This is a genomic window from Ruegeria sp. G5 (assembly GCF_056533365.1).
On the sequence record NZ_JBQFOK010000004.1, the window covers coordinates 141,625 to 165,187 of the forward strand.

Here is a 23,563-nt window from a genome sequence, read left to right on the forward strand (position 1 = left end):
ATGAACGGCACGTCGCAAGCCGCAAGGCTTAGCGTTGCCGCAAGGGCCAGTAACACACGCATGGGTTTTTCCTTTTGCTCGACACACTCAGAATGGGCGCGTTGCCGACCTATGGTCAACAACGCGTTTATTTCTGGTCATCACATGAGCGAGTTTTGGCTGGGCTTTCGTCCTAACCCTGCAGCGATTTCACTTCGACGTCGCCTTCCGCTTGAGCCTTGATGGCCAGAGCAGCGGCATGGCTTGCTGCGGCAGTCGTGAAGTAGGGGATTTTGTCGTAGAGCGCGATCGAACGGATGGCTTTGCTATCCTCGACAGCCTGTGCGCCTTCGGTGGTATTCATCACCAACTGCACCTGACCGTCTTTAAGCATATCGGCCACGTCTGGACGACCTTCGTAAACCTTGTTCACCACGTCGCACGCGACGCCCTGATCTGCCAGCCAAGACTGAGTACCCCGCGTGGCAACCAGCGAGAAACCTTGCCCGGTCAAGACCTGAGCTGCCTCAAGCATAGCAGGCGTCTTGTCGGCATCTTTGATCGAGATAAATGCGCGGCCCTCGGACGGCAGGACCATACCAGCGCCCATCTGCGCCTTGAGGAAGGCGCGCGGGAAGTCGCGGTCCCAGCCCATGACCTCGCCGGTCGAGCGCATCTCCGGCCCCAGAATGGTATCAACCCCGGGGAAGCGCGCGAAGGGCAGAACCGCCTCTTTCACCGAGAACCAAGGCATATCAGGGTCGGCCAGCGTCATCTGGTCGGCGATCTTGGTGTCCTGACCTTCTTTGTACGCAGGGCGCATGGGGAAGGCCGACAGTTTCTCACCCGCCATCACACGCGCCGCGATGGAGGCAATCGCGCTGTCGGTCGCCTTGGCCACGAACGGAACGGTGCGCGAGGCGCGGGGGTTGACTTCGATCAGGTAGATCTCATCATCCTTGATCGCGAACTGCACGTTCATCAGACCGACAACGTTCAGCGCCTTGGCCAGTTTGAACGCCTGCTCTTTGATCTGTTCGATGATGTCCTTGGACAGCGAGTAGGGCGGCAGTGAACAGGCCGAGTCACCCGAGTGCACGCCCGCCTCTTCGATATGTTGCATGATGCCCGCAACGTGCACGTCGGTGCCATCGCACAGCGCATCGACATCCAATTCGACCGCACCGGCCAGATAGCTGTCCAGCAAAACAGGGCTGTCGCCCGAGACGACGACGGCCTCGTTGATGTAACGCCGCAACTGATCCATATCGCGCACGATCTCCATCGCACGACCGCCCAGAACGTAAGAGGGGCGGATGACCAGCGGGAAGCCGATCTCTTCGGCAATCTCCAGCGCTTGCTCATCGGTTGCGGCGATGCCGTTCTTGGGCTGTTTCAGACCCAGATCGTTGACCAGTGCCTGGAAGCGTTCGCGGTCTTCGGCGAGGTCGATGGCGTCGGGCGTGGTGCCGAGAATCGGAATACCTTCGGCCTCGAGCGCGTTGGCCAGTTTCAGCGGGGTCTGACCGCCGAACTGAACGATGACGCCATGCAGCGTGCCGTTTTCCTGCTCTTTCGTCAGGATTTCCATGACGTGTTCAAAGGTCAGCGGCTCGAAATACAGACGGTCCGAGGTGTCATAGTCTGTCGAAACCGTCTCGGGGTTGCAGTTGACCATGATGGTTTCATAACCCGCCTCGGTCAGCGCGAAACAGGCGTGGCAGCAGCAATAATCAAACTCGATCCCCTGACCGATCCGGTTTGGGCCGCCGCCAAGGATGACGACCTTCTTGCGGTCGCTCGGCCGCGCCTCGCACTCAACCTCGCCCATCATGGGCGCTTCATAGGTCGAGTACATATAGGGCGTTTGCGCCTCGAATTCGGCGGCGCAGGTGTCGATGCGTTTGAAGACGGCATTCACGCCCAGATTGCGGCGGGCGCGGCGAACGTTGTCTTCGTCGCGACCAGTCAGATTGCCCAGACGCGCATCGGTGAAGCCCAGCATTTTCAGCTTGCGGATGCCGCCCTCGGTGACGGGTAGGCCGTCTTTGCGGACCTGACGCTCGGCCTCGATGATCTCGCGGATACGGGCCAGGAACCACGGGTCGAACTTGGTGACGCCGAAGATCTCGTCATCGGTCAGACCGTGGCGCATCGCCTGCGCGATGGTGCGCAGACGGTCGGGCGTCTGCTGGCTGATCGCCTTGATGACAGCGGCCTTGTCGTCGGCCTCATCCCAAACACCCGCGTTCAGGCCGGGGATTTCGATCTCATCAAAACCGGTCAGGCCCGATTCCATCGAGGCCAGTGCCTTTTGCATCGATTCGTGGATCGTGCGGCCGATGGACATGGCCTCACCCACCGATTTCATCGCGGTGGTCAGGTAGGGTTCCGAGCCCGGGAATTTTTCGAACGCGAATTTCGGGATCTTGGTGACCACATAGTCGATGGTTGGCTCGAAGGACGCAGGCGTGACCTTGGTGATGTCGTTGTCCAGCTCATCCAGCGTGTAGCCCACGGCCAGTTTCGCGGCGATTTTCGCAATCGGGAAGCCCGTCGCCTTGGACGCCAGCGCCGAGGATCGCGACACGCGCGGGTTCATCTCGATCACGACCATGCGGCCATCAACCGGGTTGATCGCCCACTGCACGTTCGACCCGCCAGTCTCAACCCCGATCTCGCGCAGCACGGCAATCGAGTGGTTGCGCATGATCTGGTATTCTTTGTCGGTCAGCGTCAGGGCGGGTGCCACGGTGATCGAGTCACCCGTATGCACGCCCATTGGATCAACGTTCTCGATAGAGCAGACGATGATGGCGTTATCGGCAGTGTCGCGCACCACCTCCATCTCGTATTCTTTCCAGCCCAGCAGGCTTTCGTCGATCAGGATCTGGCCAACGGGCGAAGCGTCCATGCCCGAACGGCAAATATGGATATAATCCTCGCGGTTATACGCCACGCCGCCGCCAGTACCGCCCAGCGTAAAGGCAGGGCGAATGATGGCGGGCAGCCCCACGGCTTCAAGCGTGTCCAGAGCCAGCGCGACACCTGCATCGAGGTCTTTCTTACCGTCTTCACCCTTGGGCGCGGTCACAATCTCGGCCTTGGGGTTTTCGATGCCCAGCCGGTCCATCGCCTCGCGGAACAGGGCGCGGTCTTCGGCCATCTCGATGGCGTCACGTTTGGCGCCGATCATCTCGACATTAAACTTGTCCAGCACGCCCATTTCTTCCAACGCCAGCGAGGTGTTCAGACCGGTTTGCCCGCCCATCGTGGGCAGCAGGGCATCGGGGCGCTCTTTCTCGATGATCTTGGCGACGACTTCGGGGGTGATCGGCTCGATATAAGTGGCGTCTGCCAATCCGGGGTCAGTCATGATTGTCGCGGGGTTCGAGTTCACCAGAATGACCCGATAGCCTTCCTCGCGCAGCGCCTTACATGCTTGGGCACCGGAATAGTCGAACTCACACGCCTGACCGATAACAATGGGGCCCGCCCCGATGATCATGATCGACTGGATGTCGGTTCTTCTCGGCATGGCCACGTTCCTTTGATTGTTCGCGAGTCAGGGCACCCCCGAGCGCCCAAATTGTCCTGCGTTATAGGGACCGCGCAAAAAGGTTCAAGAGGTATCGGAAACAGGGATGAAATTGCCGCTTTCTCCTCTTCCACTTGCCGCCGTAATCTCTATACCGCGCAGCATGGCAAATGGGGATGCAATTGCGTATTCGTTTTGATCAGGGCCCGGTCGGCCCGGGCACCTGTTTCGATCGGCCAGCCAAAGTGATCCGCGCAGATCGTGCGGAAGATGTGCCCCATGCGCTGACGGCGCTGGACATGGCGCGCGCCGAAGGGGCATGGCTGGCAGGTTATGCCAGTTATGAGTTGGGCTATGCCCTCGAGCCTCGCTTGGCGTGCAGAATGCCCTCGAACCGCCGCCTGCCTTTGTTGTGTTTCGGTGTCTACGATGCGCCGGGTCTTAGTGACCTACCCGAACCCAGTGGTGGCGTTACAGGTTTTGCACCACGCTGGGACGAGGCGCGATATGCGCGCGCCTTTCGGCAGGTGCACGATGCCATCGGGGCAGGCGACATCTACCAGGCCAACCTGACCTTTCCCATTGACCTTGACGTAGAAGGCGACAGTGCTGGCCTTTACGCAAAGCTTGCTGCCGGTCAGCCCGTAGGTCATGGCGCTTTTGTTCAGCAGAATGGTTTACCCGACCTGCTCAGCCGATCTCCGGAATTGTTCTTTCGTACGGACGCCGATCGCGTCATCGAAACGCGACCGATGAAGGGCACCCAACCCCGCAGTGAAGATATCGCTGAGGACACACGCCGCCGCGAATTCCTTTCAAGCGACGCTAAAAACCGGGCTGAAAACCTGATGATCGTCGACCTGTTGCGCAACGACATAAGCCGCGTCGCTCTGCCGGGTTCGGTGAAAGTGCCAGAGCTTTTCAAGGTTGAGACATACGCCACCGTTCATCAGATGGTCTCGTTGGTGCAGGCCCAGCTGCATTTGGGGGCCGAATTGTCCGATATTCTATCAGCCCTTTTTCCTTGTGGTTCAATTACCGGTGCGCCGAAGATCCGCGCGATGGAAATCCTGGCCGATCTGGAACCCTGGCCGCGCGATATCTATTGCGGTGCGATTGGCTGGGCTGCGCCGGATGGACGGTCCGAGTTCAACGTAGCGATCCGCACGCTGATGGTTGAGGCTGGTAAAGCCACACTCAATGTCGGGGGTGGGGTAGTGTGGGACAGCACCGCCCCGTCAGAGTATGAGGAGGCCTTATGGAAAGCGCGCTTCGCCCGCCAAATGACCCTGACTTCCGCCTGATCGAAACTCTGGCTTTTCGGCTGGGGCAGGGTTTTGTGCGCCGCGCACTGCATCTGGCGCGGATGGAGCGCACGGCAGTTGCGCTGGGCTTGCCCTTTGATACTGAAAGGGCGGCGAGCACACTTGAGACAGCAGCGGGTAGTGAACCATTGCGTTGTCGGCTGACAATGTCGGTCGCAGGCCAGTTTGCTGTGACAACAGGGCCGCTTGCTGAAAACGCGCCGCTTTGGAATCTGGCGATTGCCAAGCAGCGTCTGGAATCTTCAGACATCTGGCTGCGCCACAAAACCACGCAACGCGAGATTTACGACACAGCCCGCGCCAACATGCAGGACAGTGTGCAAGAACTGTTGTTCCTCAATGAATATGACCACCTATGTGAGGGAACGATTACCAACATTTTCTTGGACATGGGTGATGGAGCATTGCTGACGCCCGATCTATCCTGCGGCCTGCTACCGGGGGTTCTGCGCCAAGAGCTGCTTGATAATAAAGAAGTTACCGAAGCCGTCCTGTCCTTGACCGACCTAGGAAATGCAGAAAGGGTTTTTGTGGGGAATTCCCTACGCGGCCTGATCCCAGTGGAGTTGGTAACATAGTAAGCAATCGACATGATTGGGCACTAAGCGCACCGCAGCAGACGCGGTTGCGGGTCGAATTCGCGTTGTTTTTCATCGTCGCGCCGATCCTGATCGCTGTTTTCTTTCCGCCAAGCTGGATGTTCTCGTCGCTGTTTGCATTCACCGGGCTTGGGATGGTCTTGCTACATCATACGCCGGGATTTGCATGGGCTGAGCTTCGGTACAACTGGCGCAATTGGTCATGGGTCGAGGTCGCGATCTTTGCAGTCGTGATGACGTTATTTTGTACGGCGCTTGTGATGATCGCGCGGCCTGGGGCTGCTTTTTTCCTTTTGCGCAACCGACCAGAGTTTCTGATTGTCATCTGGACGCTCTACCCGCTTGTGTCAGCATTGCCGCAGGAGCTGTTGTTTCGGTCCCTGTTTTTTCGCCGCTACGCCTCCATTTTGCCTGACGGTCGAGCGGCTTACCTGCTCAATGCGAGCGTATTTTCATTGGCGCATCTGATGTATTGGAGCTGGATCGTCGCCATCATGACCTTTGGTGGCGGGTTGTTGTTTGCGTGGGCCTATCGCAGACGAGGGTCGTTTTTCTACGCAGTTTTACTGCATGCGATTGCGGGCAACATCATCTTTGCCGCTGGTCTGGGGATCTATTTCTACTCTGGCAACGTGCAAAGGCCGTTTTGAACGGGATACCCGCCTTGACTTTCGTGGCCCAAAGGGGTGTATCGGCGCGACGAATTCTGCGCCCGAAGGGATATGATCCATGCACGCCTATCGCAGCCACACCTGCGCCGCTCTGAACGCCGCCAATGTCGGTGAAACCGTCCGCCTGTCCGGCTGGGTGCATCGGGTCCGCGACCACGGCGGCGTGCTGTTCATCGACCTGCGCGACCATTTCGGCGTGACGCAAGTGCTGTGCGACGGAGACAGCGCGGCCTTTGCCGAGTTGGAAAAGGTGCGGTCTGAGTGGTGTATCCGTATCGACGGCTCCGTCAAAGCACGTGACCCTGAGCTGGTGAACCCGAAACTGCCGACTGGCGAGGTCGAGGTTTACGTACGTGAGCTTGAGGTTCTAGGTGCCGCCGAAGAGCTGCCGCTGATGGTCTTTGGCGATCAGGAATACCCTGAGGAAACCCGCCTGCGCTATCGCTATCTGGACCTGCGCCGCGAGGCGATGCAGCAGAACATGACCCTGCGCTCGGACGTTGTTGCCTCGATGCGCCGCCGCATGTGGGATCAGGGCTTCCGCGAATATCAGACGCCGATCATCACGGCGTCCTCTCCCGAAGGCGCGCGTGACTTTCTGGTGCCCTCGCGCCTGCATCCGGGCAAGTTCTACGCGCTGCCGCAGGCTCCGCAGCAGTTCAAACAGCTGATCATGGTGTCGGGCTTTGACAAGTATTTCCAGATCGCGCCGTGTTTCCGTGACGAAGACCCGCGTGCCGACCGTTCGCCCACCGATTTCTACCAGTTGGACCTTGAGATGTCGTTTGTGGAACAGCAGGACGTGTTCGACACGATCCAGCCCGTTCTGACCGGCGTGTTCGAAGAGTTCGGTGGTGGCCGCAAAGTGGATCAGGAATGGCCGCAGATATCCTACAAGGACGCGGCCCTGTGGTACGGCAGCGACAAGCCCGACCTGCGGAACCCTATTAAAATGCAAGTGGTCTCCGACCACTTCCGCGGGTCTGGCTTTGCGATTTTCGCAAAGCTGTTGGAGCAAGAGGGCACCGAAATCCGCGCCATCCCAGCGCCGACTGGCGGTAGCCGCAAATTCTGTGACCGTATGAACGCGTTTGCCCAGAAAGAGGGTTTGCCGGGCATGGGTTACATCTTCTGGCGTGATCAGGGTGAGGGGATGGAGGCTGCAGGACCGTTGGCCAAGAACATCGGCCCCGAACGGACCGAGGCGATCCGTCAGCAACTGGGTCTGGGTGTTGGCGATGCGGCGTTCTTCCTGGGCGGCAAGCCGAAAGCCTTCGAAAAGGTTGCTGGTAAAGCGCGTGACGTGATCGGCGAGGAATTGAATCTGACCGAGAAGGACCGCTTTGCCTTTGCCTGGATCGTAGACTTCCCGATCTATGAGCAGGACGAGGAAACCGGCGCGATTGATTTTGAGCACAACCCGTTCTCGATGCCGCAGGGCGGGATGGAGGCGCTGAACGGAAATCCGCTGGACGTGCGCGGATATCAGTATGATCTGGCTTGTAACGGGTATGAGCTGGTCTCGGGCGCCATCCGGAACCACAAGCCCGAGATCATGTTGAAAGCCTTTGAATTGGCAGGCTATGGCGAAGACGAAGTGAAGTCGCGCTTTGGTGCGCTTTTCAATGCCTTCCATTATGGCGCGCCGCCGCACGGTGGTTGCGCTGCGGGGATCGACCGGATCGTGATGCTGCTGGCCGACGAGGCCAACATCCGCGAGGTTATGATGTTCCCGATGAACCAGCGCGCCGAAGACCTGATGATGGACGCGCCGTCTGACCCGACCTCAGACCAGCTGATGGAGCTGGGTCTAAGGATCATCCCGCAGGACTGATACTGAACCCGCTGCGCAATTCGCAGCGGGTTTTTTCGTTCTGCTAGTCCTGAATTTGCCCGCTTTGCCGCAAAGGGTCGGTCAATTTCGAACGCGCTGTTCTGATTTCGCGCGCCGTTGAGCGTGTCTGACGGTATATCCACACGCTCAGCAACGTGGCGGTCACGAAATAAGCGGTCGCCATGTCAGATGGCCTCGCGCTGATCCAGTCGGGCCTGGACAATGCCGGCCACCTGCGCGGCAAGAGCGGTAATGGGGGTGCCATTCGCGCGCGAGGCTGCCAGTTTACCGGCGGCGTCTGCCAGAATGATGTCATCAGCATCCCGCGCGACGCCCCGAAGGAACTGCGCCGCGTAGTCCAGGGATTTATGGTCGTTAGGACCTGCCAGAATATCCGCGATGTGGGCCATGTCGTCTTGATACGCCATAGGGTCGGGGTGGATCACCTCATCCCGAACAGCGTGTAGGCTGTTGGGGCGACGGTCGTCGGGTAGCTTGTCCAGGATTGATCTTTGAAAATAAGAAAGCGACTTAAGCGGTTTGGAGAGAAACCCATCTGCACCCGCGTGCATGGCGTCTTTTTGCGTATAGTCGTCGCCTGACATGCCTAGGATGGCCCCGATCCGCGGTGAGGCATCTGACAGTTCCGCGATCAGGTCCGCACCGGACCCGTCAGGTAACCCCATATCGACCAAAATCACCGATGGGCGATAGATCTGCAGGTGGCGCCGCGCAGATCTAAGGCAATCCGCGCGCCGAATGCGTGCGCCAGAGTGCAGACACATCAGCCGAATGGCATCACAGGCATAACGGCTGTCTTCGACAACCAAAATCGTTTGTCCCAGCAGCGGCCGCGTCGCCGTTGGCTGCGCGGGAGAGGCGAAGGGGCTCGAATCGTCCATGGCAGAACTCCTATTCAGCAGATGCCTCACGCTAGGAACTTCTGGCTAACACGACGTTAACGGCAATTTGGCGCACTTGTTCTTTTCCCGATCTCCGCCCATAAACGCCGCAACGCAGAATGGAGGAACGTTCTATGATTGGTCGTCTGAACCATGTTGCCATCGCGGTACCCGATCTTGAGGCCGCATCCGAGCAATACCGCAACGCCCTTGGGGCCAAGGTCGGCGCGCCACAGGACGAACCCGATCATGGCGTGACCGTCGTGTTCATTGAATTGCCAAACACCAAGATCGAATTGTTGTACCCGCTGGGCGACGAAAGCCCAATCAACGGATTTCTGGAAAAGAACCCCGCAGGTGGTATTCACCATGTTTGTTATGAGGTGGATGACATCATCGCTGCGCGCGACCATCTGAAAGAAACCGGTGCCCGTGTGCTGGGGTCGGGTGAGCCCAAGATCGGCGCGCATGGCAAGCCGGTTTTGTTTCTTCACCCAAAAGACTTTAACGGCTGCCTAGTCGAGCTAGAACAGGTTTAAGTTACCGTAAGCGAGGCTGCTATGACGATCACTGCTGCACTGGTTCTGTTTGCCGTCATCTGGTTTATGACGTTGTTGGTCGTGTTACCGATCCGCATCAAGACGCAGGGTGATTTGGGAGAGATCGTTCCGGGAACCCATGCCGGGGCCCCGGAAGTGCACCACATGAAAAAGAAAATGTGGATTACCACCGGAATCTCAGTGGTCTTATGGGCTGTTATCGCTGGGATTATCCTATCCGGCGTGATTTCGGTGCGTGATTTCGACTGGCTCAATCAGTTGGAACCGCGCGGCTGATTACTTCGGCGTTTGCAGCGACAGCTTGTGGTAGATGTGCGTGAATGTTGCTGCGCCGATGATCGGGATCACCAGGTTCACAAGCGGGACCGACAGTGGAATTGCCATCAACGTCCCGGCCAGCCAAATGGTAGCGGTGTGCTTGGCGCGTAGTTTTCGCGCGCCGTCACGCCCGATGCGTCGCATGGCGGCGAGCGTGAAATATTCCCGACCCAAAAGAAAACCGTTCATCGCCCAGAAGATGAAAGGAGCCAAGGGCGTGAATATCGCGTAAAGGATCAGGGCCAATAGGTTCGCCGTGATCAGAACTCCCAAGAACCCAAGCGCATCACGCAGGCTTTCGCTGAAGGGAATTCCGGGCACACGGGGTAAGCTGGGATAATGCTTGTCTTCAACAGCTTGCGCGACGTCTTCCAGAAACATCGAAATGATTGCCGAGGCGACCGGCATCATCAAAAATACGGGCAGTATCAAGACAACGAAAATGCCCGAGTAGTTCAGCACGTCATTCAGCCAAGGCACGGCACCAACAAACGGCAGCGAGATTTCGTTGCCAGCCATTCGGTTGATCAGCCAGATCGCCACCGCGCATGCCGCGATCAGCAAGGCAATTGTCAGACCTACGCCACGCAGCAGAACAGCCCTGAACCTTGGGTCGCCGATCTGACCTAACGCGGCGAAAAAGGCGTTCAGGATGATCATTCGGAAACCCATTCTGTGATCGCGGCGATATCGGGGCGAGGGCGCTCTGGCGGGCTCGTGCCCTCTGTCGCGATGTGGATTAGGCCTGCGATACGCTCGTTTTCCTCAAGCCCAAAGGCGCTTTGACAGAAGGTGCGGTCATGGCTCTGCCAGCCGGAAAGCCAGTTTGCACCCCAGCCAGATGCCAGCGCCGCGTTCAAAAGGCCAAGGCAGACTGCACCGGCAGAGTATGTCTGTTCTACTGCAGGAATTTTTGGCGAGGGTTTTTGAACCTCGACTACCGCAACGGCCAATTGGCCTTTGTCAAACTGGCTGCGGGCTTTATCAATCTCGTCCTGTGTTTTACCCAGCCGCTCGCCACACTCTTGCGTCAAAGACGACAAACGCGGCATCGCGCCAGACTCCAGAACGATAAAGCGCCAAGGCTCCAACTTGCCGTGATCCGGGCTGCGTGCGGCCGCAGTCAGCAACGGAATTAACTCGTCGCGGGTCGGGGCCGGGGCAATCAACGTTTTCGCGGGGCGCGACCGGCGCGTTTGCAGAAACTCAAGGGCGGCCGGGTTCTTTAAGGACATATGTTAATTTCCTTTACATGGGCAATCTGTATCTGGTTGAGCGTCTGGCAGGATTCAAGGGCAAACGGCTGGACTGATGGGATCAATTCCATCCTATGTCGGACCGTGCAAGAGTGATTGGTGAAAAGGGGGCATGGATGGCCAAGCCAAAGCTAAGAAACTATCCCGACCTGAGTGATCTTGCGCGACCGGGGGCCGTTTTCGAGGTGAAAGTCACGCCAAAAGCGGCCGCTGACCGGATTTTCGTCCAAGACGAAGTCATTCGCATTCATGTCACGGCGCAACCGGAAAATGGACGTGCAAACAACGCGGTGCAGCAGGTTCTTGCGACGGCGCTGGGCGTTCCGGCGTTGTCATTGGAACTCAGGCGGGGCCACACTTCCCGGGTTAAGCTGTTCGTTTACCAGCCCTAGTCCGGCGTTTCGTGAATTTGGTACACGCCTTCTGGCAGATCCAGTGCTGCGGCCAAATCCCGGACCTGCTCTGGCGACAGGGTAATTTTCTGGGTTGTATCGGTACGCGGGTCATATTGTTCCAGCGTCACGCACTCGGCGAAATTGTTGATGACCACGTCCTCTTGCAAAGGCTTTGTGCCCTCATCCACAAGAGTAATGATCGTCGAGTCGAATTCATGCTCAATCGAAAACATGTGAACAGAGTGCAGGGCGATTCACAGCATTGCAACCCGTTCTGATGTATTCACCCTGTGGCAGTCCCAATTGGACCGCGCTATGGTCATGAAAACGGCATGACCATTGCCTAAGGATAATCCATGCACCGTCTGATTTATCTTTTGCTGTTCCTGATGCTGGCGGCTTGCGATGCCGATACCTTGCGCGTTCAAACCGTGTCTGATTGGCAGGAGGGGACGGGCGATTTTCAGGTTCAGGCCGAAGCCTTTCGTGAGATAAGCCGCAAAGTGGGACAGCAGGCGCGCGCTGAATGTGTGCGGCGATCAGAGGTCAGGAATTGCGACTTCACGATTTTGGTCGATCTGAACCCCAAGGCACAGGCAAATGCTTTTCAGACGCTGGATGACAATGATCAACCCGTCATTATCTTCACCCGGGCTTTGATCGAATCGGCACAGAACGATGACGAACTGGCCTTTGTTATGGGGCACGAAGCCGCGCATCACATTCTGCGGCACATTCCCCGCCAATCGGTGAACGCAAGCGAAAGCGCAAAAATTTTTGGCGAACTGGCCCGTTTAGGCGGTGCTGACGGAGCTGCGGTCGAAGAGGCGCAGAAACTCGGCGCTCGTGTCGGTGCGCAGGTCTACATTCGTGATTTTGAGCTTGAGGCCGACCAACTGGGAACTGTCATCACATACAGAGCGGGCTATAACCCCCTGATCGGGGCTAAATATTTCGACCGCCTGCCTGACCCCGAAGACAGCTTTCTAAGCACGCACCCACCCAACGCGAAACGTGTCGAAGTTGTTATCGAAACGTCGCGACAACTTGGGCTGACGCAATGAGCACGCTCAAGCAACTTGGTGTCATCTTAACCGATCGCGGCTCGAAATATGCGGTCTCGGGCGCACCCGTTTCCTCCCGAGAGGATGTAGACAAAGTGCTGCAAGTGCTGAAAAGCGACAAAAGCTACGCCAAGGCAACGCACAACACTTGGGCGGCAATGCTACCGACCGGTGGGCTAAAGGCAGATGACGGAGAGGCAGGGGCCGGAATGGTTATTCTGCGTATGCTGGAACGTGCCGAGCTGTCGGATCACCTTGTTATCGTAACGCGTTGGTACGGCGGCAAGAAACTGGGCGGAGACAGATTTCGTCGCGTTCAGGATGCCACAAGGGCTTATCTGGATCACATCGGTGCCAAGGCTTGACCTGAGTCAAAGGCTTTAGGTGCGCCATCCTCTATCCTTTCCAAAAACGTGTCAGGGAAAGGATGCCGAATGCCCAGCCAAGGAACGTTGAAGATACACGCGGGTCTGGTCGACCAAATGGCCACGCGGGTAGGAGTAGACCTGGAAGAAGCGGCAATCCGGGGCGACGTGTCGATTGATCAGATTACGGACGCCGTACTGCGCTGTACGGGCTGTTCGAACCCTACCCATTGTCAGGGCCTTCTGGACCAAGCTGCGGTGTCCAAAAGCACACCGGAATATTGTCGTAATAAGGATTTGTTCGCGACACTGATCCCGGGCACCGACTCGTAATGCAAAGGCTTGGGCAACTCATGACTCATCTGCGGCTGGTGCTGCGTATGGGTCAAGCCACGGGCACAGATGTCGTGGCCGCTTATCGAAAGGGCCGGCTAAGTCACCAAGACTGGGCCAAAATGGTAACGTCGTGCCAAGGCTGTGCCTGGGCGTCCAAATGCCCGGATTGGTTAGAGAAAAACGAAATTGCCGAATGTGCACCGCATACCTGTCCCAACCAAAAGCGGTTCGCAGCGCTTAGAAAACAACAATTGCAGGATGGTTGATCGTGCGAGATATTCTTGGGGACGTTGAAAAGCATTTTTGGCTGACCCGGTCAGTCGCCAAATGCATGAACCTGTCGCTGACAGAGGCTATGGCAGACGGGCGCTTGGATGCCGACCAATATGCCGAACTGGTCACACGCTGCCGCGCGGCTAACTGCAGCGGTCAATGCATGGAATGGTTGGCAGAGCGGCAAGCGCAGTCTGAAGCCGCTCCGGAATTTTGTGCAAACGCAGACTTGCTGAATGCGTTGAAGGTCTGATCACAGCTTTGAATGTGATCCGTCGCAAAGCGGCGACTTGGTGCTGTGTTTGCACCCGCAGAAGAACACCTTTTTGCTGGCGTCCGCCGTGTATTTGACAGGTTCAATGTCGGTACCCTTGTGCGAACCGTCACAAAATGGCTGTCGTTTCGACTGGCCGCATGCACACCAGAAGTAGCTTTTGCCCTCGGTCACTTCGACTGGGTAGGGGGTTTTTTGCGCGATAATTGGGGCGTCAGACATTTGGCTACTCCGTGCTTGGCTTGTGTCTTTTGCTGAGTCTAGGGCATTGCGGCGGAAACTCTAGGTGACGGTCGAAATTCAATAAGAGAGCAAGGGTCCGCTTTTCTCACGTTTTTGTGATCAGCTTTATTGCATTGCTTCCGCCGAAGTCGTATTTTGAGACTAGCCCCGAATTTCTGGGCAATATCAGAAAATTAATAAAGGAAAGACGGACATGAAACTCAAATTTGCAGCCGTTGGTGCAATCGCTCTTGTTCTTGGTGCGTGCTCTCAGCAGGAAGAGCCGACTCCTGTTTTCATTACTCCGGAATATGACAAGGTCGGCAACCCGAGCTGTCCGGATGGTACAGTTCTGGCCACGACAGAAGCTGGGCAGACGGTCTGTAACCCCGTCGTTGTAGAATAAATTTTCCGCGGGTGGCCGGTTGCAGGCCACCCGCATCCATCGATCAACCGCCCTTTGGGCGGTTTTTTCTTGCCTGCCGAACCCGGATCGGGTTTCTGTCTGCTCTAGCTTTGCGCAGAGGGACCATGCGAAATTTTCTGACCCGCCTAAAGGATCGTACAGTTTGGAGCTGGCAAGGGCTGGCCGCGACATGGCGCGACGAATACTCTTTTCGCGTTTGGGGCTGGGCCAACCTCGTTTCGGTCGCTTTGGCGCTGATCCTTCCACTGCCAGGCAGCTTGCGAGTGCTGATCATTGTCTTGGGTATTTTGGTACTGGTGGCCGAGCTGTTTAATACGGCGATCGAACGCGCGGTCGATCACACCTCGACGGAACACAATGTTCTTGCCGGACAAGCAAAAGACGCCGCCAGCGCGGCTGTTGCGCTGACGGCGATTTCTGCTGGTGTAGCATGGGTTTTTGGTCTGATCGCTTTGATCTGAGCGGCTTACTTGATCTTAAATTTTACAAATCCGCGATGAGACCTATGGTGCTTAAAGCTGCGTCGTTTTGGCGAAGAAAACCCGTGATGGCTTTTCTTGAAGCCCTTGTATTTCGAGTACCCTTTGTACTTTGAGTAACCCTTGTACTTTGAATAGCCTTTGTACTTTGGGTACCCTTTGAATTTTGAGTGGTACTTCTTTTTGAACTTCACGGGTTCAACGTGGTCAGGTTTGGCTTTGAAGCCAGGCTCATGCTCTTTAGGTGCAACCTTGTGCGCTTTGGGCGCGATATAGTGCTTGCGCACATGAGGTTTGGCCTTGTGGGGGATGCCAAAAGAATGGACGCCAACCACCTTAACATGTCCTGAGCTGGACTTAATGACATCTGCAGTGGCGGGCACTGCGAAAAGCTGAGCGACAAGAACCGCGGCCGCGCATTTCAGCGCGAAAGAACGTAGATCAGTCATGGTAACCCTCCTTCATGCGAGTTTGGTTCCCGTCTAATCTTGGTACAAAGATGCGCTTTCGCCAATAAACTTGACTCACGCTTGGACTATTTCGGGTGATTGGGGCCTATGTGCGCTTGCCCCAAAGATCGTATTCACCAGCCTCGTCGACTTCGACAGAAACAATGTCACCGGGCTTAAGATCTTGAAAACCTTCGTCAATGAAAAGGTTTCCGTCTATTTCCGGCGCATCTGACTTGGTTCGGCAGGTGGCGGCTTCGTCATCGACTTCGTCCACGATCACTTCGACGACATTACCGACCTTGGCTTCCAGTTTGGCCTCGGAAATCGCCAGTGCTTTCTCCATGAACCGATTCCAGCGGTCTTGTTTGACATCGGCAGGAACGTGGTCCGGCAAATCGTTCGAGCGCGCCCCGTCCACATTTTCATATTGGAAACACCCAACCCGATCCAATTGCGCCTCGTCCATCCAATCCAGAAGGGTCTGGAATTCAGCTTCGGTTTCACCCGGGTATCCAACGATAAAAGTAGAACGCAGCGTGATGTCAGGGCAGATCGCCCGCCATGCTGCGATTTCGTCCAAAGTTTTTGCCGCGGCGGCCGGACGGGCCATGCGCCGCAGAACGTCCGGGTGGGCGTGTTGAAATGGGATGTCCAAGTAGGGCAGCACATTGCAACCGGCATCTGCCATCAAAGGGATCAGATCGCGTACATGTGGGTAGGGATAGACATAATGCAGGCGCACCCAAGCATCCAACTGCCCCAATTCTCGGGCCAGATCGGTGATATGGCTGCGTACCTCGCGATCTTTCCACGGGTTCACGTCATATTTTCGGTCCAACCCGTAGGCTGAGGTATCCTGGGAAATCACCAGCAGTTCTCGCACACCGTTGTCGACCAGCTTTTCCGCCTCGCGCAGCACCGCATGGGCTGGGCGACTTGCCAGCTTGCCACGCATATCGGGGATGATGCAGAACTTGCACTTGTGGTTACAGCCCTCTGAAATCTTGAGGTAACTGTAGTGTCGCGGGGTAAGCTGCACGCTGGCGGCGGGCAAAAGATCGACAAACGGGTCAGGGTCAGGCGGAACCGCCTTATGCACCGCATCCAGAACGTGTTCGTACTGATGGGGCCCGGTAACGGCCATGATGCGGGGATGGTGTTCGCGGATGTACTCGGGCTCTGCGCCAAGACAACCTGTGACGATGACCTTGCCGTTTTCAACAAGGGCTTCGCCGATGGCGTCCAGCGACTCGGCCTTGGCGCTGTCCAGAAACCCGCAGGTATTCACGATAACGGCATCTGCACCTGAATAATCGGGCGAAATCCCGTACCCTTCAGCACGCAGGCGGGTCAGGATGCGTTCGCTGTCCACCAAAGCCTTTGGGCATCCCAAGGATACCATGCCAATAGTTGGCTGGTTCGCGCGGGGCGTATCAGTGATCCGGGCTGCAGGTGCCAGGTCGGGGCGGAGGTTCGGCGGGTTTGTTGTCATGGCGGGGCATATAATCGGGAACGCTTCCCCTTGCAAACGCGGTCGAAGCTTTGAATGATCATTTAAACGCATGCCAAAAGGCGGAGAGCAGAAAAAATGAAATGGCTTTTGCGCATTCTTTTCTTATTCGTGGTCGCCATCGGGCTGATGGTCGGTGCTTTATTGCTGATGCCGGGTGACAAGCTGGCGACAATTCTGGCCGAGCAGGTGAAATCGCAAACCGGGCGGGATCTGAACCTGTCGGGCGATGTGCGGCTGTCCTTTTGGCCGGTTCTCGGGATGGAGACAGGGGCGGTTACCTTTGGAAACGCGCCTTGGGCCGGATCGCAACCCATGCTGAGTGCAGAGAATTTGGCGGTGGGGGTCGACGCGGCTGCGCTCATGTCGGGCGATCTGCGTATCCAACGGATCATCGCGGACAACCCGACCCTACGGCTTGAGCTATCAGATGGGCGCGGAAACTGGGAATTCGACACAGTGTCATCGGCGACGTCGAACGGGACCAGCAATACTGCATCCACGTCTTCTCCGTCAGGAACGGTGACGCTGGACCGGTTGCAATTAACGAATGCTCGGTTGGTTTATGTTGAAAACGGCGCAGTGAAGTTCGATTTCTCGGATGTCGATTTATCAGCCAGCTGGCCTGACCCGAGCGCACCGCTTGTACTGGACGCGCAAATGGGCGTGCCCGGGGGACAGGTGGATGTTGATCTGAAAATTCCAGACCTGCCCGCCTATGCAACAGGCGCCGTCACACCGATCGAGATCAAGTTGGTTGCGCCGGGGGGCGAGGTGGCGTTTGGCGGTCGTGTAAATCTGGCTGGCGAGATGGACGGCAAGCTGGATGTGCAAACCAGCGACACCGAGCGAATGCTGGCCGCCTTCGGTCAGGCAGGGGTGGGCGTACCATTGGGGTTGGGCCGCAAGGCGGATGTCGCGGGACACATGACCTATACGCAAGACGGTCGTATCGCGATGCGCGATATGGACGCGAAGCTGGACCACAACCGGATCACAGGAGAGGCGGATATACTCATCTCGGATCCGCCACAGATTACAGCGCGCTTGGATGGCGGCGATCTGGATTTGTCACGTTACAACGCGGCCACAGAGGCGAGCGGAAGCGGAACAGGTACACCTGCAGACACCAACGCAGGCTGGTCGACCGAGCCAATAGATGCCTCAGCCTTGGCTTTAGCAAACGGCAATATTCGCCTGAAAGCAAAGTCCATTGCTGTTCCCGGTCTGACCTTAGGGCCAAGTGATCTGACGCTGAATCTGGACCGGTCTCGTGCGGTCCTGCAGATGAACCCCGCCACTTTGTTTTCCGGGCAACTCACCGGGCAAGTGGTTGCCAATAATCGCAATGGCCTGTCCGTTGGCGGTAATCTGACGGCTGACGGAATTGATATCAAACAGGCGCTTTCGACGCTTGCTGACGTCGACCGGCTTTCGGGCACTGGAACCGGATCGTTTGAGTTTCTGGGGGTGGGTCAGACAGAGGATCAGATCATGCGTTCGCTCAGCGGCAAGGGGCGTATCGATGTTGGGTCAGGTGTAATAGGTGGTTTTGACCTGGACCGTTTGATGGGGCGCAACACGGCGTCTGGCGGCACGACGGTATTCAACAGCCTTGCCGCCAGTTACACGATTGATCAGGGCGTGCTCAGGAATGATGACTTACTTATGTCTCTGGACAATTTCCGCGCCGATGGCGCGGGGCGGGTAGGCATCGGTGCCCGTGACATTGATTACCTGTTTACCCCAACAGCCCTGCGGGCAAATTCCGGACAGGGCCTGTCTGTACCAGTGCGGATCGTGGGCCCGTGGGCCAACCCGTCGATCAAGCCAGACTTAAGTAAAGTTATTGAGGCTGCCGCGGAAGGCAAAATCAAAGAACTCGAAGACGATGCAAAGCAAAAGGTGCTTGAAAAGGTCGGTAATGAGCTGGGCACCGCTGTAACGGACAGCGAAACGCTGGAAGATGCCTTGAAAAACAAGCTTGAGGAAGAGGCCAAGAAAGGTCTGCTGAAACTACTTGGCGGGAATTGAGCGGGGCGGCTAACCGCCCCTTCAATTCAGATTGTTTGGTCGTAGTCGCCGACGCCGGGCTCAGTTCGGATAACAGCGTCGATATCAGCGAAAATCGAGCGCATTTCCTCTTCGCTATCGCTGCTTTCGCAGACGACAACAAGGTTGGGCGTATTAGAAGACGCGCGAACCAGGCCCCAGCTGCCGTTATCCAGAATGACCCGAGCGCCGTTTACGGTGACCACTTCTTTGATCGCGCGGCCGGCAAAGGTTTCTCCGGCCTCTGACTTGGCCACCAGTTTTTCGACCAATCGTTCTAGGATGTCGTACTTTTCGGTGTCGGCAGCGTAAGGGGACATCGTCGGAGTTGACCATGTTTTCGGTAGCGCCTTTCGCAAATCCGACATGCTTTGATCCGGGTTGCGATCCATCAGCTTGCAGATTTCGACGGCCACACGCATGCCGCAGTCATAGCCGCGGCCAATCGGTTCAGCCAGAAAGTAATGGCCCGATTTTTCGAACCCGGCCAAGGCGTTGATTTCCTTGACGCGGCGTTTCATGTGGCTGTGCCCGGTCTTCCAATAATCGGCCTTGACCCCACGGGCCTGCAACTCGGGGTCGCTGGCAAACAAGCCGGTCGATTTCACATCCGCCACGAATGTTGAATTGGGATACAGTTTCGCCAGATCACGGGCCATTATGACGCCGACTTTGTCTGCGAAAATCTCTTCGCCTTCATCATCGACAACACCGCATCGGTCGCCATCACCGTCAAAGCCAAGGGCCAGATCGGCACCGCTGGATTTTACGCTGTCGGCCATGTCGTGCAGCATTTCCATGGCTTCGGGGTTGGGGTTGTAATGGGGAAACGTATAGTCGAGTTGGTTGTGGCTGGGCACCACTTCGACCCCCATACGCGCGAACACTTCAGGCGCAAAGGCCGAGGCCGTACCGTTTCCGGTTGCGCACACCACTTTCAGCGGGCGGGACATTTTGAAATCGCCAACCAGATCGTCGATATAGGCTTCCTTGACGCCATCAACGAACTCATAAGAGCCGCCTTCATGCGCGCGTCCTTCCCCGTTCAGGACAATGTCGCGCAATTCGGACATTTCATCGGGGCCGTGGGTCAGCGGGCGATCAAACCCCATCTTGACCCCGGTCCACCCGTTGGGATTGTGACTGGCAGTCACCATTGCCACCGCCGGAACATCCAGATGGAACTGGGCGAAATAGGCCATGGGGCTAAGTGCCGGGCCGATATCCTTAACCTGAATGCCAGCTTGCATCAGACCCAGGATCAGTGCGTTTTTGATGGCCAGAGAATAGTCGCGATAATCGTTGCCTACCGCGATGATCGGGGCGATCCCGCGCCCACGCATTTGCGTGCCCAAACCCAGCCCAAGCGCTGTCATGCCCGGTAGATTGATCTCTTCTGGATACTTCCAGCGTGCATCGTATTCGCGAAAACCCGTGGGTTTGATCATGGGGTCGCGCAAAAAGCTCCAGGTGTTGGGTGTCACCTCAGGCAAGGGTTTGGTCATCACAAATCTCAATCGTTAAATCTGAATCGGGTTCTCTTTGGCAAGCGTATCAAACCGCATCAAGGTATCAATGAGTTTAGGCATTTGATCGAGGTGGATCATGTTTGGCCCGTCAGAAGGAGCGTTATCCGGGTCTTGGTGCGTTTCGATGAAGAGGGCTGCTGCGCCAATCGCCACCGCTGCGCGTGCCATGACGGGTGCGAACTCGCGCTGCCCCCCGGACGAGCCCCCCTGACCACCGGGCTGTTGCACCGAATGCGTTGCATCCATGACAACCGGATAGCCTGTCTGTGCCATCTGCGGCAACGACCGCATATCGGCGACCAGCGTGTTATAGCCAAAGGATGTGCCGCGTTCGGTCAGCAGGATGTTCTGGTTTCCGGTGCTTTCGATTTTCGTGACAATATTGGGCATTTCCCATGGCGCAAGGAACTGTCCTTTTTTGACGTTGATGACCGCGCCCGTATTACCCGCGGCCAGCAGCATATCGGTTTGCCGACACAGGAAGGCTGGGATTTGCAGCACGTCCACCGCCGCGGCTGCCACGGCACATTGCGCTTCGGTGTGAACATCCGTCAGAACGGGAATGCCCATCGTTTTGCGAATGTCATCCAGAACCTTCAGCCCGGCATCAATCCCCATGCCCCTTTTCCCGGACAATGATGTTCGGTTCGCCTTGTCGTAGGAGGCTTTGAAGACGTATTGCGCGCCCACTGCATCACAGGCCTCTTTCATTTTGCCTGCGATCATTTGGGCATGATCGGCCGTTTCAAGCTGGCAGGGGCCGGCGATGATCGTTAGAGGCAGATCATTGCCGACCGTGAGATCGGAGATTTTTACATGTTTCATGTTGTCTTACGAGGATACCTGTTCACGAAGGACCGACGCGGTAAGCGAGATCAACAGGTAGATACCAGCAAACAACAGGAATGCCAAAATCGTATTTTCGAATTTACGCGGATAGGTCGGATCCTGACTTGGCACAGGGTTAACTGAAACAGTCAGATAGCGCACTTTTCTGTTGGCTTCTGTCCGGGTCGTTTCCATTTGCTCCATTGCGGTTTGCAACATTGCATCGCGGGCGACCAAATCAGCTTGCGCTGTCTGGATGCGCAGGCTCAGCCGCGCCAGCGAATTCTCGCCAGCAGAGGCATCAAGCATCTCGGCATTAAGTTCATCCAGCACGACTTCCAGGCGCTGAATATCGGCGCGAACACCATCGACCTTGGCCTGGTTTGGGCGCAAGTTGTCCAGCAGAGCAGCCAATTGCAGCTCTTTATCCTGCATCTGAAGTTCAATGTTATTGATGCGCGCACGCAGGCCTGCCAGAACGTTTTCCGGGTCCAGAAGGGCGCCTTGCAACTGCAGTTCGATCAGGTCTTCTTGGGCTTGCCGGCGGGCTTCCTGCGCCATTTCAAAGCTGGCGACGGCATCGCGCATCTGATCTTCGCGCTTCAATTCAGTCAGACCGTTGATCGTTTGTTCCGCATAGGACAACAGACGGTTTGATAATCCGACGGCCAGTTCCGGGTCAGGTGCAGACACTTCCATACGGATAATACCATCACTTGGATCATAGCCGATGACGACCATCCGTTTGTAAAGCTTATAAGTTTCCTCAAGGCTCGCATCTGGTGACAAGCGTTGGATCGGGTCGATCCAATCTTGCTTGAAGATCTCGGCGAAACCCATGTCCTGATTAAGACGGATCAGGGCATCCTTGGATTCCAGAAACTCTTGTGTCGCAACGGAATCCTGCGCCGTGGCGTACTGTGTCCCTGCAAGGAAACCACCAAAAGACGCGCCCCCGCCATCCGCTTGAAGAATGGAAAATGCCGAGTCGCTGGCGTACATCGGCGTTGCATATCGATAAAAGTAAACTCCGACGATCAATGTCGGCAGCAGGACGAATGCGGCAAGTCTGGCAAAAAGCGCAAGCAGCTTTCTTCTGCGCCGACGCGCAATGTCGCGCTGCATCTCACCGATCTCGAACGCGCGCCGCTCTGCCGGAGACATTTCCGGGCCGGGCAGGTTCTGCGGTGCTTCTGCAAATGCCTGAGGTAGCTGTATTGTCACTTTGTCCTTTGCTTCCTCTTCCACGCGCTTTTTCTCGGCTGCAAGGTCCAGCAGGTTGGCGCGCTCGAACGGGTCGATCCCTTTTTGCCGCAACAAACGGACCGCGTCGTAATCCGAGGTCGCATCGAGGCCGTTTTTCTGCGCCAGTCGCCGGGCAACGCGCAGCTGCCTGCCGGTCAAGCCTTCGCGTTTGATGTCTTCGATCTCGGTATTGGCCTGCGGTTCATTGGCTGCCGCCGGGGATTGCGTTGCCTTGCGGATGCGCGAGATTGCATCCGCGCGGTCCCCAGCAGAGCCCGCGCCTTTGCGCTTTCGACGCAGGTTGTAGATGCTAGCCTTGGGTTTGGTAGTCATATAGCTGCTTTGCCTCTTCCAAGGTATCAAACATGTGTAGCTGGCCATCGACAAGCACGGCGGCCTGACGCGCGAACTTTTCCAAAACCGACGGGCTGTGCGACACGATCACCAGAGTGGTTGTTCGCAGTCTTTCCTGAAGGATGTCACCGGCTTTTCTGTTGAATTCGGCATCGGTTGTGGCGGGCATCCCCTCATCAATCAGGTACATGTCGAAGTCCAGAGCCAGCATCAGCGCAAAAGTAAACCGTGCCCGCATCCCGGAGGAATAGGTTGCCATGGGTTGATCAAAATATTCCCCCAAATTGCACAACCACTTGCAGTAGGCTTCGACATAGTCGGGGTCCATGCCGTAAATCTTTGCGATGTATCGCGCGTTTTCCAACGCCGACACTTTGTTTGAAACACCGCCGGTAAAGCCCATCGGAAAAGAGACCCTGCAGGATTTTCTGATCACCCCTTCATCGGGTTTCTCAAGACCTGCCATCATATTGATAAGCGTGGTTTTTCCAGTCCCATTGGGTGCGAGAATTCCCACGGATTTACCCAGCTCAACCCGGAACGAGACGCTGTCCAGGATCACCTTACGGCGAGTCCCGGTCCAGAAAGACTTACTGACGTTCTCGAATTCCAGCATTCAGGGCCTGTTGCTACTGTTTTATTGTTGCACCGAATGAGAGGGCGTATTCCCAAGCGGTGTATATTGGCTGCATTATGTCGAAAAGTGCAGCAGATGATCAATGCATTCCCTATCTCACTGTTGGCAATGTGACTTTTCCATCTATTGGCGCGCGTGT

General features: G+C 56.7%; 27 protein-coding genes. 15 read left to right on the forward strand and 12 right to left on the reverse strand.

Going from position 1 to position 23,563, the window contains the following annotated elements; all coding sequences use genetic code 11:
* Positions 1-172: 172 nt before the first annotated feature.
* Entirely contained in the window at positions 173-3,517 is a 3,345-nt protein-coding gene (gene carB, locus ACR0BD_RS08750; RefSeq protein ID WP_480830008.1) for a carbamoyl-phosphate synthase large subunit, read from the reverse strand.
* A 176-nt stretch (positions 3,518-3,693) separates the two neighbouring features.
* Between carB and ACR0BD_RS08755 the strand changes: the two genes are divergently transcribed.
* The 4 genes from ACR0BD_RS08755 to aspS all read left to right on the forward strand — a co-directional run bounded on the left by ACR0BD_RS08755 (position 3,694) and on the right by aspS (position 7,946).
* Positions 3,694-4,821 carry an aminodeoxychorismate synthase component I gene (locus ACR0BD_RS08755; RefSeq protein WP_480830223.1) on the forward strand — a complete coding sequence of 376 codons (1,128 nt, stop codon included), beginning with the start codon at positions 3,694-3,696 and terminating at the stop codon, positions 4,819-4,821.
* Positions 4,776-5,420 carry an aminotransferase class IV family protein gene (locus ACR0BD_RS08760; protein ID WP_480830009.1) on the forward strand — a complete coding sequence of 215 codons (645 nt, stop codon included), beginning with the start codon at positions 4,776-4,778 and terminating at the stop codon, positions 5,418-5,420. Before ACR0BD_RS08755 ends, ACR0BD_RS08760 begins: the two co-directional genes overlap by 46 nt.
* A 47-nt stretch (positions 5,421-5,467) precedes the next feature.
* Positions 5,468-6,091: a CPBP family intramembrane glutamic endopeptidase gene (locus ACR0BD_RS08765; protein ID WP_480696431.1), complete on the forward strand. Its 624-nt coding sequence runs from the start codon at positions 5,468-5,470 to the stop codon at positions 6,089-6,091.
* Between the two features lie 79 nt (positions 6,092-6,170).
* Complete coding sequence (aspS, locus tag ACR0BD_RS08770; protein WP_480830011.1) at positions 6,171-7,946, forward strand: aspartate--tRNA ligase; 1,776 nt, start codon at positions 6,171-6,173, stop codon at positions 7,944-7,946.
* A gap of 185 nt (positions 7,947-8,131) precedes the next feature.
* Here the strand turns inward: aspS and ACR0BD_RS08775 are convergent, their stop codons facing one another.
* The gene (locus ACR0BD_RS08775; protein ID WP_480830013.1) at positions 8,132-8,848 is read right to left on the reverse strand and encodes a response regulator; all 717 of its coding nucleotides are present in this window, start codon (positions 8,846-8,848) and stop codon (positions 8,132-8,134) included.
* A gap of 134 nt (positions 8,849-8,982) precedes the next feature.
* Here ACR0BD_RS08775 and mce point away from each other — a divergent pair, with 134 nt between their 5' ends.
* Both mce and ACR0BD_RS08785 read left to right on the forward strand, forming a co-directional pair.
* Positions 8,983-9,387 carry a methylmalonyl-CoA epimerase gene (gene mce / locus ACR0BD_RS08780; protein WP_480830224.1) on the forward strand — a complete coding sequence of 135 codons (405 nt, stop codon included), beginning with the start codon at positions 8,983-8,985 and terminating at the stop codon, positions 9,385-9,387.
* A 21-nt stretch (positions 9,388-9,408) separates the two neighbouring features.
* Positions 9,409-9,684, forward strand: a complete 276-nt coding sequence (locus ACR0BD_RS08785) for a DUF1467 family protein (RefSeq protein WP_480696423.1) — start codon at positions 9,409-9,411, stop codon at positions 9,682-9,684.
* Here ACR0BD_RS08785 and ACR0BD_RS08790 read toward each other — a convergent pair whose 3' ends face one another.
* Both ACR0BD_RS08790 and ACR0BD_RS08795 read right to left on the reverse strand, forming a co-directional pair.
* On the reverse strand, positions 9,685-10,386 hold the full coding sequence (locus ACR0BD_RS08790; protein ID WP_480830015.1) for an EI24 domain-containing protein: 702 nt from the start codon (positions 10,384-10,386) through the stop codon (positions 9,685-9,687).
* Positions 10,383-10,961: a nitroreductase family protein gene (locus tag ACR0BD_RS08795; protein ID WP_480830016.1), complete on the reverse strand. Its 579-nt coding sequence runs from the start codon at positions 10,959-10,961 to the stop codon at positions 10,383-10,385. The genes ACR0BD_RS08790 and ACR0BD_RS08795 overlap by 4 nt, the downstream gene beginning before the upstream one ends.
* Positions 10,962-11,098: 137 nt before the next feature.
* Here ACR0BD_RS08795 and ACR0BD_RS08800 point away from each other — a divergent pair, with 137 nt between their 5' ends.
* Complete coding sequence (locus tag ACR0BD_RS08800) at positions 11,099-11,374, forward strand: DUF167 domain-containing protein (protein WP_480830017.1); 276 nt, start codon at positions 11,099-11,101, stop codon at positions 11,372-11,374.
* Here the strand turns inward: ACR0BD_RS08800 and ACR0BD_RS08805 are convergent.
* On the reverse strand, positions 11,371-11,610 hold the full coding sequence (locus tag ACR0BD_RS08805) for a hypothetical protein (RefSeq protein ID WP_480696417.1): 240 nt from the start codon (positions 11,608-11,610) through the stop codon (positions 11,371-11,373). The two genes, ACR0BD_RS08800 and ACR0BD_RS08805, sit on opposite strands and share 4 nt — an antisense overlap.
* Before the next feature lie 123 nt (positions 11,611-11,733).
* Here ACR0BD_RS08805 and ACR0BD_RS08810 point away from each other — a divergent pair, with 123 nt between their 5' ends.
* From ACR0BD_RS08810 to ACR0BD_RS08830, 5 genes are all read left to right on the forward strand, one after another.
* The gene (locus ACR0BD_RS08810) at positions 11,734-12,441 is read left to right on the forward strand and encodes a M48 family metallopeptidase (RefSeq protein WP_480830018.1); all 708 of its coding nucleotides are present in this window, start codon (positions 11,734-11,736) and stop codon (positions 12,439-12,441) included.
* A complete protein-coding gene (locus ACR0BD_RS08815) occupies positions 12,438-12,806 on the forward strand; it encodes a YigZ family protein (RefSeq protein WP_480830019.1) in 369 nt (122 codons plus the stop codon). The genes ACR0BD_RS08810 and ACR0BD_RS08815 overlap by 4 nt, the downstream gene beginning before the upstream one ends.
* A 69-nt stretch (positions 12,807-12,875) precedes the next feature.
* Entirely contained in the window at positions 12,876-13,139 is a 264-nt protein-coding gene (locus tag ACR0BD_RS08820) for a DUF6455 family protein (protein ID WP_480830021.1), read from the forward strand.
* Complete coding sequence (locus ACR0BD_RS08825) at positions 13,139-13,408, forward strand: DUF6455 family protein (RefSeq protein ID WP_480830023.1); 270 nt, start codon at positions 13,139-13,141, stop codon at positions 13,406-13,408. Before ACR0BD_RS08820 ends, ACR0BD_RS08825 begins: the two co-directional genes overlap by 1 nt.
* 2 nt (positions 13,409-13,410) lie before the next feature.
* Complete coding sequence (locus ACR0BD_RS08830; protein WP_480830025.1) at positions 13,411-13,668, forward strand: DUF6455 family protein; 258 nt, start codon at positions 13,411-13,413, stop codon at positions 13,666-13,668.
* Here the strand turns inward: ACR0BD_RS08830 and ACR0BD_RS08835 are convergent, their stop codons facing one another.
* Positions 13,669-13,911, reverse strand: coding sequence for a CDGSH iron-sulfur domain-containing protein (locus ACR0BD_RS08835; RefSeq protein ID WP_480830027.1), 243 nt, complete (start codon positions 13,909-13,911; stop codon positions 13,669-13,671).
* A 214-nt stretch (positions 13,912-14,125) separates the two neighbouring features.
* On the opposite strand from ACR0BD_RS08835, the gene ACR0BD_RS08840 reads away from it, so the two are divergent.
* Together ACR0BD_RS08840 and ACR0BD_RS08845 are read left to right on the forward strand one after the other, a co-directional pair.
* Complete coding sequence (locus ACR0BD_RS08840; RefSeq protein ID WP_480696403.1) at positions 14,126-14,317, forward strand: hypothetical protein; 192 nt, start codon at positions 14,126-14,128, stop codon at positions 14,315-14,317.
* 125 nt (positions 14,318-14,442) lie between these two features.
* A complete protein-coding gene (locus tag ACR0BD_RS08845) occupies positions 14,443-14,799 on the forward strand; it encodes a diacylglycerol kinase (RefSeq protein ID WP_480696401.1) in 357 nt (118 codons plus the stop codon).
* Positions 14,800-14,804: 5 nt separating this feature from the next.
* Here the strand turns inward: ACR0BD_RS08845 and ACR0BD_RS08850 are convergent, their stop codons facing one another.
* Positions 14,805-15,266 carry a hypothetical protein gene (locus ACR0BD_RS08850; RefSeq protein WP_480830030.1) on the reverse strand — a complete coding sequence of 154 codons (462 nt, stop codon included), beginning with the start codon at positions 15,264-15,266 and terminating at the stop codon, positions 14,805-14,807.
* Positions 15,267-15,372: 106 nt separating this feature from the next.
* Positions 15,373-16,761, reverse strand: a complete 1,389-nt coding sequence (gene rimO / locus ACR0BD_RS08855; RefSeq protein WP_480830031.1) for a 30S ribosomal protein S12 methylthiotransferase RimO — start codon at positions 16,759-16,761, stop codon at positions 15,373-15,375.
* 96 nt (positions 16,762-16,857) lie between these two features.
* Between rimO and ACR0BD_RS08860 the strand changes: the two genes are divergently transcribed.
* Positions 16,858-18,813, forward strand: coding sequence for an AsmA family protein (locus tag ACR0BD_RS08860; protein WP_480830032.1), 1,956 nt, complete (start codon positions 16,858-16,860; stop codon positions 18,811-18,813).
* 26 nt (positions 18,814-18,839) lie between these two features.
* Here the strand turns inward: ACR0BD_RS08860 and ACR0BD_RS08865 are convergent, their stop codons facing one another.
* The 4 genes from ACR0BD_RS08865 to ACR0BD_RS08880 are packed head-to-tail and all read right to left on the reverse strand — an operon-like array spanning position 18,840 to position 23,403.
* On the reverse strand, positions 18,840-20,336 hold the full coding sequence (locus ACR0BD_RS08865; RefSeq protein WP_480830033.1) for a phosphomannomutase/phosphoglucomutase: 1,497 nt from the start codon (positions 20,334-20,336) through the stop codon (positions 18,840-18,842).
* Positions 20,337-20,351: 15 nt separating this feature from the next.
* Complete coding sequence (gene kdsA, locus ACR0BD_RS08870) at positions 20,352-21,185, reverse strand: 3-deoxy-8-phosphooctulonate synthase (protein ID WP_480830034.1); 834 nt, start codon at positions 21,183-21,185, stop codon at positions 20,352-20,354.
* A 6-nt stretch (positions 21,186-21,191) separates the two neighbouring features.
* A complete protein-coding gene (locus ACR0BD_RS08875) occupies positions 21,192-22,766 on the reverse strand; it encodes a KpsE/RkpR family capsule polysaccharide export protein (protein WP_480830036.1) in 1,575 nt (524 codons plus the stop codon).
* On the reverse strand, positions 22,744-23,403 hold the full coding sequence (locus ACR0BD_RS08880) for an ABC transporter ATP-binding protein (RefSeq protein WP_480696388.1): 660 nt from the start codon (positions 23,401-23,403) through the stop codon (positions 22,744-22,746). Before ACR0BD_RS08880 ends, ACR0BD_RS08875 begins: the two co-directional genes overlap by 23 nt.
* Positions 23,404-23,563 lie beyond the last annotated feature (160 nt).

Bases quoted from the DNA above. Each gene is read 5' to 3' on its own strand.
- ACR0BD_RS08845 (WP_480696401.1), top strand. From the start codon at position 14,443: ATGCGAAATTTTCTGACCCGCCTAAAGGATCGTACAGTTTGGAGCTGG.
- ACR0BD_RS08760 (WP_480830009.1), top strand. From the start codon at position 4,776: ATGGAAAGCGCGCTTCGCCCGCCAAATGACCCTGACTTCCGCCTGATC.
- ACR0BD_RS08875 (WP_480830036.1), bottom strand. From the start codon at position 22,766: ATGACTACCAAACCCAAGGCTAGCATCTACAACCTGCGTCGAAAGCGC.
- ACR0BD_RS08865 (WP_480830033.1), bottom strand. From the start codon at position 20,336: ATGACCAAACCCTTGCCTGAGGTGACACCCAACACCTGGAGCTTTTTG.
- ACR0BD_RS08880 (WP_480696388.1), bottom strand. From the start codon at position 23,403: ATGCTGGAATTCGAGAACGTCAGTAAGTCTTTCTGGACCGGGACTCGC.
- carB (WP_480830008.1), bottom strand. From the start codon at position 3,517: ATGCCGAGAAGAACCGACATCCAGTCGATCATGATCATCGGGGCGGGC.
- ACR0BD_RS08825 (WP_480830023.1), top strand. From the start codon at position 13,139: ATGCAAAGGCTTGGGCAACTCATGACTCATCTGCGGCTGGTGCTGCGT.
- ACR0BD_RS08790 (WP_480830015.1), bottom strand. From the start codon at position 10,386: ATGATCATCCTGAACGCCTTTTTCGCCGCGTTAGGTCAGATCGGCGAC.
- ACR0BD_RS08785 (WP_480696423.1), top strand. From the start codon at position 9,409: ATGACGATCACTGCTGCACTGGTTCTGTTTGCCGTCATCTGGTTTATG.
- ACR0BD_RS08840 (WP_480696403.1), top strand. From the start codon at position 14,126: ATGAAACTCAAATTTGCAGCCGTTGGTGCAATCGCTCTTGTTCTTGGT.
- ACR0BD_RS08850 (WP_480830030.1), bottom strand. From the start codon at position 15,266: ATGACTGATCTACGTTCTTTCGCGCTGAAATGCGCGGCCGCGGTTCTT.
- ACR0BD_RS08820 (WP_480830021.1), top strand. From the start codon at position 12,876: ATGCCCAGCCAAGGAACGTTGAAGATACACGCGGGTCTGGTCGACCAA.
- ACR0BD_RS08775 (WP_480830013.1), bottom strand. From the start codon at position 8,848: ATGGACGATTCGAGCCCCTTCGCCTCTCCCGCGCAGCCAACGGCGACG.
- rimO (WP_480830031.1), bottom strand. From the start codon at position 16,761: ATGACAACAAACCCGCCGAACCTCCGCCCCGACCTGGCACCTGCAGCC.
- ACR0BD_RS08800 (WP_480830017.1), top strand. From the start codon at position 11,099: ATGGCCAAGCCAAAGCTAAGAAACTATCCCGACCTGAGTGATCTTGCG.
- ACR0BD_RS08805 (WP_480696417.1), bottom strand. From the start codon at position 11,610: ATGTTTTCGATTGAGCATGAATTCGACTCGACGATCATTACTCTTGTG.
- aspS (WP_480830011.1), top strand. From the start codon at position 6,171: ATGCACGCCTATCGCAGCCACACCTGCGCCGCTCTGAACGCCGCCAAT.
- ACR0BD_RS08810 (WP_480830018.1), top strand. From the start codon at position 11,734: ATGCACCGTCTGATTTATCTTTTGCTGTTCCTGATGCTGGCGGCTTGC.
- ACR0BD_RS08795 (WP_480830016.1), bottom strand. From the start codon at position 10,961: ATGTCCTTAAAGAACCCGGCCGCCCTTGAGTTTCTGCAAACGCGCCGG.
- ACR0BD_RS08755 (WP_480830223.1), top strand. From the start codon at position 3,694: ATGCAATTGCGTATTCGTTTTGATCAGGGCCCGGTCGGCCCGGGCACC.
- mce (WP_480830224.1), top strand. From the start codon at position 8,983: ATGATTGGTCGTCTGAACCATGTTGCCATCGCGGTACCCGATCTTGAG.
- ACR0BD_RS08815 (WP_480830019.1), top strand. From the start codon at position 12,438: ATGAGCACGCTCAAGCAACTTGGTGTCATCTTAACCGATCGCGGCTCG.
- kdsA (WP_480830034.1), bottom strand. From the start codon at position 21,185: ATGAAACATGTAAAAATCTCCGATCTCACGGTCGGCAATGATCTGCCT.
- ACR0BD_RS08835 (WP_480830027.1), bottom strand. From the start codon at position 13,911: ATGTCTGACGCCCCAATTATCGCGCAAAAAACCCCCTACCCAGTCGAA.
- ACR0BD_RS08860 (WP_480830032.1), top strand. From the start codon at position 16,858: ATGAAATGGCTTTTGCGCATTCTTTTCTTATTCGTGGTCGCCATCGGG.